The 9,609-nt window shown below is 67.2% G+C and carries 9 protein-coding genes; 5 read left to right on the top strand and 4 right to left on the bottom strand.

The window, feature by feature from the left end; translation table 11 throughout:
• On the top strand, nucleotides 1-634 hold a 634-nt coding region (locus sphsw_RS00185; RefSeq protein WP_052380782.1), incomplete at its 5' end, for a hypothetical protein.
• Here the strand turns inward: sphsw_RS00185 and sphsw_RS00180 are convergent.
• Nucleotides 628-1,338: a prolyl hydroxylase family protein gene (locus tag sphsw_RS00180; RefSeq protein WP_042466181.1), complete on the bottom strand. Its 711-nt coding sequence runs from the start codon at nucleotides 1,336-1,338 to the stop codon at nucleotides 628-630. The two genes, sphsw_RS00185 and sphsw_RS00180, sit on opposite strands and share 7 nt — an antisense overlap.
• 212 nt (nucleotides 1,339-1,550) lie before the next feature.
• Between sphsw_RS00180 and sphsw_RS00175 the strand changes: the two genes are divergently transcribed.
• Entirely contained in the window at nucleotides 1,551-1,997 is a 447-nt protein-coding gene (locus tag sphsw_RS00175; RefSeq protein ID WP_235188219.1) for a PA2169 family four-helix-bundle protein, read from the top strand.
• 45 nt (nucleotides 1,998-2,042) lie between these two features.
• Here sphsw_RS00175 and sphsw_RS00170 read toward each other — a convergent pair whose 3' ends face one another.
• Entirely contained in the window at nucleotides 2,043-4,631 is a 2,589-nt protein-coding gene (locus tag sphsw_RS00170) for a PAS domain-containing protein (protein WP_031438845.1), read from the bottom strand.
• 141 nt (nucleotides 4,632-4,772) lie between these two features.
• Nucleotides 4,773-5,042, bottom strand: a complete 270-nt coding sequence (locus tag sphsw_RS00165; RefSeq protein ID WP_031393553.1) for a GlsB/YeaQ/YmgE family stress response membrane protein — start codon at nucleotides 5,040-5,042, stop codon at nucleotides 4,773-4,775.
• Between the two features lie 170 nt (nucleotides 5,043-5,212).
• On the opposite strand from sphsw_RS00165, the gene sphsw_RS00160 reads away from it, so the two are divergent.
• A complete protein-coding gene (locus sphsw_RS00160; RefSeq protein ID WP_031438844.1) occupies nucleotides 5,213-6,688 on the top strand; it encodes a PAS domain S-box protein in 1,476 nt (491 codons plus the stop codon).
• 39 nt (nucleotides 6,689-6,727) lie between these two features.
• On the opposite strand, the gene sphsw_RS00155 is transcribed toward sphsw_RS00160, so the two are convergent.
• On the bottom strand, nucleotides 6,728-7,846 hold the full coding sequence (locus sphsw_RS00155) for a Gfo/Idh/MocA family protein (RefSeq protein ID WP_031438843.1): 1,119 nt from the start codon (nucleotides 7,844-7,846) through the stop codon (nucleotides 6,728-6,730).
• 196 nt (nucleotides 7,847-8,042) lie between these two features.
• Here sphsw_RS00155 and sphsw_RS00150 point away from each other — a divergent pair, with 196 nt between their 5' ends.
• The gene (locus tag sphsw_RS00150; RefSeq protein ID WP_031438842.1) at nucleotides 8,043-8,885 is read left to right on the top strand and encodes a type 1 glutamine amidotransferase; all 843 of its coding nucleotides are present in this window, start codon (nucleotides 8,043-8,045) and stop codon (nucleotides 8,883-8,885) included.
• Nucleotides 8,886-8,981: 96 nt separating this feature from the next.
• The gene (locus tag sphsw_RS00145) at nucleotides 8,982-9,458 is read left to right on the top strand and encodes a GAF domain-containing protein (protein ID WP_031438841.1); all 477 of its coding nucleotides are present in this window, start codon (nucleotides 8,982-8,984) and stop codon (nucleotides 9,456-9,458) included.
• Nucleotides 9,459-9,609: the final 151 nt, after the last annotated feature.

Here is a 9,609-nt window from a genome sequence, read left to right as displayed (position 1 = left end):
GGCGGCTGGGGGCGCGTCCGCCGCCGGCGCCCAGCCGGTCGCGGCCGGCACATCGGCGACCGCGCGGTTCGGGGCTGCCGCTGCTTCCCGCGATGCCCGCGACACGGTCGACTGGGTGATGCGGTCGCGCGACAACCAGGCCCTGCCGTTCGTCGTGATCGACAAGGTGAACGCGGTGGTCTTCGCGTTCGATGGCGTGGGGGTGCTCCGCGGCACGGCGCCCGCGCTGCTCGGTCTCGCCCGCGGCGACGACAGCGTGCCGGGGATAGGCCAGCGCAAGCTCGCGACGATCACGCCCGCCGAGCGGACCACGCCCGCCGGCCGGTTCCAGGCGTCGATCGGCGCCGATTTCGAGCAGGATATCCTGTGGATCGACTATGCCGCTGCGCTGTCGCTCCACCGCGTCATCGCCGGCCGCCGGGTCGACGACCGCGCCGGACGGCTGGCCTCGGCGACGCCGCAGGACAACCGGATCTCCTATGGCTGCGTCAACGTGCCTGCGCGCTTCTACGACGGGGTGATCAAGCCGTTGTTCACGGGCACGGTCGGGATCGTCTATATCCTGCCCGAGACCCGACCGCTGCGCAGCGTGTTTGCAATGACGGCCTCAGCGCCGGACGCCGTGCCTCACTGACCCCAGGGGCGCTCGCGATACCATTTGGTCAGCACGTACTTGACCCCCTGTTCGACCGGCATGCCCTGGTGCACCGACCCCGGATTCGGCGCGCCATAGTCGTCCATGTTGTTCCAGATGACGAGGTTGCCTGCCTTGGGCGCGATGATCACGTCCGCTGTCGGAAAATTGGTCCGGCCTCCCGCCTCCGGTTCGTTCAGGAACGTCATCGCCGACCAGGTCCGCTGTCCGCCGACCGCGACCTGATCCTGCCAGTAGAGCTGGCCGGTATCGAAGAAGTCGTGATGCGGCTTGAACTCCTGCCCGACCGCATAGCGCTGGCCCTGCAACGCCTCGCCGTAGCGCGGTTTCAGCCCGGTCAGCGCGTCGAGCCGGGTCTCGACCGCGGTGACCGCGTCGGGGCCCGCATAGAGGTAACAGGTCTCGCTGGTCCGGTAGGCGGGACGCGGATCGTCGGCGACGACCGGCGACGGCACGCGATCCGCATCGATCAGTGCGATCAGCGTCGCGCACACGTCGAGCGGTAGGAAATCGCGGACGATGTACAGCTCGATCCCGGGTGCCGGAATGCGAACGGCGCCGGGATAGCACAGGATCTGCTCGCGGACCTGTGCCGCGGACTCCGCGCGCGCGAGCGCTTCGACCGGGCCGTCGCGTCGGTCGGTGGCGGAAAGTGGCGATGTGGCGGACGGAACGGCGACCATGGGCACTCCAGACTGTCGGGCGCGTCGGTGGCGGACCGGCGGTCCGGCCCCGTGGCCAGACCATCACATAGATCAAGCCGTACAGGCGCAAAAGCCGTTTCACCGCCGAATTCGGCCGCAATGCTCGATACTTGTCCGCGGGGAAGGCAAAATCCGGGTGCGACTTAATCGCGTGACGATCGTTGAGCCGCCATTCCCAAAGGAGACGAATGATGAGCAACGAGACCGACGTGTCCGTCCTGAACGGCCTGATCAAGACGACCCTCGACAGCATGAAGGGCTATGAGGACGCGGCCAAGGACGCGGAGAGCACGCAGTATGCGACGATGTTCGCCGATTTCGCGCGCGATCGCGCCCAGGTCGCGACGAACCTGCAGGCACAGGTCCGCGCACTCGGCAGCGAGCCCGAGATGGATTCAAGCATGCTCGCCGCAGCGCATCGCACCTTCATGGACCTGAAGCAGGCGCTGACCGGCAAGGACGACAAGGCGATCATCCTCGAGGTCGAGCGTGGCGAGGACCACATCAAGGCCAAGTATGAGGACGCGATGAAGGACGGCCAGCTGTCGCCCGCATCGCTCGACGTGGTCACCAAGGGCTATGCCTCGGTCCGCGAAGGCCATGACAAGATGAGCGCGCTCAAGCACAGCCTCACCTGATCCGAAGGGGCGACCGGTTTCGCCGGTCGCCCTTTTTCCTCCGCGCTATCCTGCCGCCTTGCGCAGGATCCGCGACAGGTCCTCGACCGAATAGGGTTTGTGCAGCAGCTCGAACCCGTCGGTACCATCCTGCGCCAGCACGTTGCTGTAACCCGACGTCAGCACCACCGGCAGCCCGGGATGCGACGCCCGGATCGCCTTGGCCAGATCGATGCCGTTCATGCCCGGCATCACGACGTCCGAAAACACGATGTCGAAGCGCGCCGCGTCCTCGCCCAGCACCGCCAGCGCCTCCTGCGCATCCGCCGCCCAGACCGTCACATAACCGAGCTCGGCAAGCGACTGGGTGGTGAACGTGCCCACGTCCTTGTTGTCCTCGACCACCAGCACGCAGGTGCCATGGCCGTCCGCCAGCCCCTCCGGGACCGCCCCCGGCAGGTTCGCGGTGCGCTCCTCCGCGCGCGGCAGATAGAGCGTGAAGACCGTGCCGCAGCCGACTTCGCTCTCGACGATGATGTCGCCATCGGACTGTTTGGCAAAGCCGAACACCTGGCTGAGCCCAAGGCCGGTGCCCTGCCCGACCCCCTTGGTCGTGAAGAACGGCTCGAAGATCCGCTCGAGCTTTTCGGGCGGGATGCCCGACCCGGTGTCGCGCATCGAGATCGCGACGAACTGCCCCTCGACCGCCGGATGCGAGCGCACCGCCGGGATCATCGTGGCGGTCCGCAGCGCGATGTCGATCCGCCCGGCGCCGTCCATCGCGTCGCGCGCATTGACCGCCATGTTGACCAGGGCGGTGTCGAGCTGGCTCGGGTCGACATTGGTGAAGCAGGGCGTGTCGGGCACGTCGATCGCGATCGTAATCCGCGATCCGGTCAGCGTGCCGAGCATGTCGGCGATGCTGCCGAGACTCTGGCCGACATCGATCACCTCGGGCTGGAGCGCCTGCCGCCGTGCGAAGGCGAGCAACTGTCCGGTCAGCTTTGCCGCGCGATCGGCGGTGTCCGAGATCGCGTCGATATAGCGCTCGCGCCGTTCGGGCGGGAGGTCGGGGCGCTTGAGCAGGTCGGTTGCGGACCGGATCACGGTGAGCAGGTTGTTGAAGTCGTGCGCGACACCACCGGTCAGCTGGCCCACCGCCTCCATCTTCTGCGACTGGCGCAGCGCGTCCTCGGCGGTCTGCAGCTCGCTCGTCCGCGCGATGACCTGCTGCTCGAGCGAGGCCGCGAGCGCGGCGAGCGCCTGTTCGGTGCGGCGGCGCTCGGTAGCGATGCGGGTCCGATCCGCAACCTCGCGCGCGAACGCGACCTCGTCCGCGCGCCAGTGCCGCGCCCAGCCGCTGGCGAGATACAGCATCGCCACGATCCGGCCGTTTTCGGTGATCGGCATGTTGATGATCGCGCGGGCCTGCACCGCCTCGAGCGCGGCGCTCGTCGCGTAGGTCCGAGGGTCGGCGCGCGCATCGGTCACGCAGACCTCCTCGCCGCGCTTGAGGTCGTCGATATAGGTGCCGAAGTCGCGAAGCCTGAACGTGCCCGAAAGCTGGTCGACCCCTGGCGCGGTCCAGTCGCTGTGCACCGTCACGGTCTCGGCGTCCGGATCGATCTCGCCATAGCCGGTCCGGCTGAGGTCGATCGTCCGGCCGATGATCTGGACGGCCTGGTAGGAAATGTCGTCGGGACAGTCGGTGTCGCGGAACATGTCGCCCAGCTCGACCAGCGCCGCGCGCATCATCTCGCCGCGGCGCTGGTCGGTGATGTCGGTCGACACGCCCGCGATCCGCAACGCCTCGCCGGTGGCGGAATAAAAGGGCTGTCCGCGCGATCCGATCCACCGCAGTTCGCCGTCCTGGCGGTAGATGCGGTAGACGACCTCGTAATCCGTCCCCTCCTCGACGCAGCGTTGGACCTCGGCGACGCTCAGCGCGCGATCGTCGGGATGGATCGCGGCCAGCCGGTCGTCATAGGAAAACGGCGCGTCCGTAGGCCGGCCGAAGATCTCCTTGCAGGTATCCGATGCGGTCAGCCGCTTCGTCGCGATCTCGAGGCTCCAGGTCCCGAACCGCGCCGCCTTGAGCGTGAAGGCGAGCTCGCGCTCATGCTCCTGCTGCTGTCGCAACCGGTCGGTCAGTTCCGCCATCAGCGAGGCGTTGCTGCTCTCGAGTCCCTTCAGCCGCTCACGCTCGAGCGTCACGTCGACCTGGCTGGCGAAGAAATAGGCGAGCACGCCGTGCGTGTCGAAGACCGGCGCCATCAGCAGCCGGTTCCAGAACGTCTCACCGTCCCTGCGGTGGTTCTGGATCTCGATCTCGATGGATTCGACCCGGCGAACCGCGTCGCGGATCCGGTCGATCGTCGCGGGATCGGTTTCCGGCCCCTGGAGGAACCGGCAGTTGCGCCCGAGTATGTCCTCGCGCGGATAGCCGGTGAGCCGGCAGAACGCGTCGTTCGTGAACACGATCGGATTGTCGGGCAGGCGCGGATCGGTGATGATCATCGGCATCCGCGTCGCCCGCACCGCGGCGACGAACGGGTCGGTGCCGAGGTCCTGCCCGATCAGCTCGGCGGCGATTCGCTCGGCGTCGGCCGTCAACGGACGAGCGCCGGGGTCGGCGCGGTCGGGTGTATCGTTCAAGACCGTCTACTCGCCCTTTGCACTAAGTCGCTGATATCTAGGCTACGCGCAAAGACACCGCAACGCCGGGCTGGCGTGACGAATAATCGAGATCAATATGCGACGAAGGGCGGCCGCGTGATGCGGCCGCCCCTCCCCTCATCAGCGCACCGAACCGCGGCGCACCATGTTGACGATCGCGAGCAGGATCACCGCACCGACCAGCGAGATCAGGATCGACTGGATGTTGAGCGCGCCGTCCATGATCGAGGCGCCACCAATGAGCGGCGTGATCAGGAAGCCTGCGAGCAACGCGCCGACAATGCCGACGACGATGTTGAGGAAAACGCCCTGCTGTGCGTCGGTCCTCATGATCATGCTGGCGACCCAGCCGATGAGTCCGCCGACGACGAGAAGGATGATGAGGTTCATGATGAGGCTCCTGTTGATACTGGTACAGGCTGCTCAACGGACCGGGTGCTGCTAACGTTCAGTTCGGCCGCGCATAGTGCTTTGTGACATTGGTATAGGGGCACTAGTCCGGTTGGTAGGTCGGGGTTGGCCGTGACGGAACCGGTCGTGCGCTCCAGCGCTAAGGAGGCATGACCAGTACCCCCGGCAAGCCGCTGCATGCGCCCACCCTGCATCATCTCGAACAGCTCATGGCCGGATTGCTCGAAGGGGTGATCCTGATCGACCCGACCGGCGTGATCCTGAGCGCCAACCCCGCCGCGCTCAAGATGCACGGCGTCCGCGGCGTCGGCGAGCTGGGTGCGACGGCGGACGATTATGCCGCGCGGTTCGCCCTGCGCTACCGCGACGGGCGTAAGGTGCCGCGGCGCGAATATCCGCTGCTCCGGCTGCTCGCGGGCGAGAGCTTCCCCGACCTGATCGTCGAAGTCACGCCGCGCGATGCGGACGAACCATGCTGGGTCCATCAGGTCCGTGACATCGTCATGGACGAGGATGGCGGCGAGCCCGACTGCCTCGCGCTGGTGATCAGCGACGTGTCCGAGCGGTTCGACGCGGAGGACCGGTTCGAGGCGATGTTCCATGCCAACCCCGCCCCCGCGCTGATCATCCGCATCGCCGACCAGCGTTTCGTCCTGGTCAATCAGGGGTTTCTCGACCTGTCGGGCTATGACCGCGACGCGATCATCGGCAAGACGCTGTTCGATTTCGACTTTCTCGCCGATGTCGAGCGCAAGGCGTTCGTCAAGGCGTGCGTCGCGCGCGGCGAGGTCGTGCCACAGCTCGAGGCCGAGCTGCCGCTCGCCGGCGGCGACACGACGCTGGTCATCCTGGCGGGGCAGCCGATCGAGGTCGGCAACCGCGACTGCCTGTTGTTCACCTTCGCCGACCTCGAACCGCGGCGGCGCGCGGAACATGCGCTGAAGGCGAGCGAGCGGCATTTCGCCGCGGTGTTCGAGATGGCGCCGGTGGCGATGGTCGTGACCCAGACCGACGACAATCGCATCCTGCAGGTGAACGCGGCGTTCAAGACGCTGACCGGCTATGACGATCGCACGGTGATCGGCCGGGTCGCCGACGACCTGCAATTGTGGAATGATGCGGGCCAGCGCGAACAGCTGGAAACCGAGATCCGCGCGCAGGGCGGGTTCCGCGGACAGGATGTCCGCCTGCTCCACAAGAATGGCGAGGCGCTCGACTGTCTCGCCTCCGCCGAAAACATGCGGATCGACGGCGATGCCTGCGTGCTCTGGCTCTATCAGGATATTACCGCGCGGCGGCGCGGCGAGCTCGAGCTGGTCGAGGCGATCGAGGCGGTGATGAAGGACGCCAACTGGCTCGGCCGGTCGATCATGGACAAGCTGGCGACGCTGCGGAACCCGCGCCCCGGCGCCGCCTCGGACGCGCCGCTGCTCGATCTCAGCAAGCGCGAGCGCGAGGTGCTCGAGCTGATCTGCCAGGATCTCGACGATGCCGCGATCGCCGAGCGGCTCGAACTGTCACGCAACACCGTGCGCAACCATGTCGCGCGGCTCTATGCCAAGATCGGCGTCAACCGGCGCAGCGCCGCAGTGGTCTGGGCGCATGAACGCGGGGTCGGCGCCTGAGAAAGCGCGCGCCGCCCCGAGGGGCGGCGCGGCCGGTGGTCAGGCGGACTGCGGGATGATGCTGATCATCGCGTCCTCGCTCGGCTCCTTGGCGGGCTTGAGCTTGAGCGCCTGATCCGCGGTCACATGCCGCGTGCGGGTCGCGGGCTCGAGCGTCACGGTCTCGCCCGTTTCGAGCGACCGCTCGACCGCTGCCAGCACGCGCATGTCGAACAGGCCCTCCTGCCCGTCGGCTTCGGGATGACGGTCGTTGAGGATGCAGTCGGAGAAATACTGCGTCTCGTTGCCGAACTGCTCGACCGGATCGAAGGCGTGCGTCTTCTCCTTGCCGTCCGCGGTGCGCTCGACATAGGTGATGCCGGTCGTCGGGCCGAACATGAAGGCGGGCGCGGCATGGATGCTCGCCTTGGTGCCGACCAGTTCGAACCCCTCGGACGAGGCGGTCGCATAGCTGACGGTGAACTGCGCGATGCGATCGTCGGCGAATTTCAGCGTCACCGCGACGGTGTCGTGGAAGTTGAAGCCGCGACCCGGCGTCTTCGTCCCGACAGCATGCACGGCGATCGGCTCCTGCCCGAACAGGTTGCGTACCGCGTTCAGCGGATAGGTGCCCATGTCGGGGACGGGCCCGCCCCAATAGCCGTTATGCCCGCGCGAATTCTCCTCGCGGACATTCTGCATGAAGGTCGACGAGAAGGCGCGCAGGTCGCCGAACTCGCCCGCCCGCGCGCGCGTGATCATCTCGACCGTGCCGGGTTCGTGATGCAGCCGGTAGGCGATCATCAGCTTGGCGCCGCCCTTCTTCTCGGCGGCGATGATCTGCTCGGCCTCCGCGACGCTCGACGCCATCGGCTTTTCGAGCAAAACATGGATGCCCGCCTCGAGCGCGGGGACGGCATATTGCATGTGCAGGAAATTGGGCGTCGCGATATAGACCGCATCGATTTCGCCCGAAGCCAGCAGCTCGCCATATTGCGCGTAGGAATAGGCCTTGAGCTTGTAGAGCTTGGCCAGCTTGTCCGCCTTGACCGGGTCACCGGTGACCAGCGCGGTCATTTCCGAATTATTGGTCCGCGCGATCCCCGGCATGAACGCCTGCTGCGAAATCTGCCCGCCGCCGACGACGGCGTAGCGCACCTTCTTGGTAAGTCCGAACATGACAGTCTCCGTGGTTCAGGAAGGATGGAATGAGGCTGGCAACTCCGCGCGACGGGGTTTTGTTGCACTGCACCCTGCGCAACGAAGCTGGCGAGCGAGGTCGTTACGGACGCGCGCGGATTATCTGCCGACGGTCTTGGGCTAACCGCCAGCGCGCGCGTTATCCTGTCGGCCATTTGCGGTCAGAGGACTGATAGTGCTGAAGTTTCTAGTGGCCGAAAGCGAAACACCCGAACAGCGCGACGCCCGCCGCGAGCATGCGGGAAAGAGCTCGGGCGAGACCTATGCGGCGACGCTCGAACAGCTCCGGCCCGATGCGCAGATCACGATCGTCGCACCCGCGGACGACGACGCGCGCGTGCTTACGACGGGCGAGATCGGCGATTTCGACGCGGTGTTCGTCACCGGCTCGCCGCTCCACGTCTATGACGACTCGCCCGAGGTGCAGCGCCAGCTCGCCTTCATGCGCGCGGTGTTTGCGTCGGGGACACCGTCTTTCGGTTCCTGCGCGGGGCTGCAGCTTGCGGTTGCCGCAGCAGGGGGCACCGTCCGCAAGATGCCGCAGACGATGGAGGCCGGGATCGCGCGCCGGATCACACGGACGCAGGCGGGGCGCGATCACCCGCTGCTCGCCGGCCGCACGGAGAGCTGGGACGCACCCGCGATCCACGGCGACGAGGTCGAGCGGCTGCCGGACGATGCGACATTGCTCGCGAGCAACGCAGTCACCGCGATCCAGGCGGCCGAGATCCGGCATGACGGCGGGATTTTCTGGGGCGTGCAATATCACCCCGAACTGGCCCCGCGCGAAATCGCGATCGCGCTCCGCCGCCAGGCCGGAAGCCTGATCGAGGCGGGGCTCGCCGAGCGCGAGGCCGATGTCGAACAGCGCGCGGCGCAACTCGACGCGCTGCACGACGAACCCGACCGCCGGTCGCTGCTCTGGCTGCTCGGCGTCGGCGACGATTTCGCGCAGGAGGCGGGTCGCCGGCTCGAACTCACCAATTTCCTGACGCATCTGGTCGAGCGGGGCGACTGACCCCTGCCCTTGCATTCTCACGCCGCGCCCACATCTGCCGTAGCGTAAGCAGCGCGATCTCCGGGGGGATCGTGCGCCGAACGGGGAATGGGGCGGATGTACGATCAACTGGCCGAGAGCGTCATGCTCGAAAGCGACAATGGCGACGTGCGGGCGATCCTCGAAAAGGTCGCGGCGCTGACGGGCATGGGGTTCGTCGCGGTCGCGCGCGTCACCGACACGCGCTGGATCGCCTGCCAGGTCCTCGACCAGATCGATTTCGGCATGTCGCCGGGGGACGAGCTGCGGATCTCGACGACGATCTGCGACGACATCCGCCAGTCGGGCAAGGCCGTCGTCATCGACGACGTGTCGACGAACGATCGCTGGCTGACGCATCCCGCGCCGTCGCTCTATGGCTTCAAGAGCTATGTCTCCTTCCCGATCACGCTCGCCGACGGATCGTTCTACGGCACGCTGTGCGCGATCGATCCGCGCCCGCGCCAGCTGAGCGGACGCGAGACCGCCGCGGCGCTGGCGGGGTTCGCGGCGGAAGTCGGCGCGGTGCTGTCGCGGAACGTGGCCGCGGGCTGAGCGGGCCGGATCACCGAAGACCGAGCCAGCGTCGCGCCGCCGTCCAGTCGCGCAGCACCAGCCGCTCGACGACCAGCACCAGCAGCATCGACACGCCGAACAGCGGCAGTGCGAGACCCAGCAGGATCAGCAGCACCACGAACCCCGCCGC

Source organism: Sphingomonas sp. FUKUSWIS1, assembly GCF_000733135.1.
Lineage (GTDB): Bacteria > Pseudomonadota > Alphaproteobacteria > Sphingomonadales > Sphingomonadaceae > Sphingomonas > Sphingomonas aerolata.
This window is presented reverse-complemented; position numbering and strand designations above follow the sequence as displayed.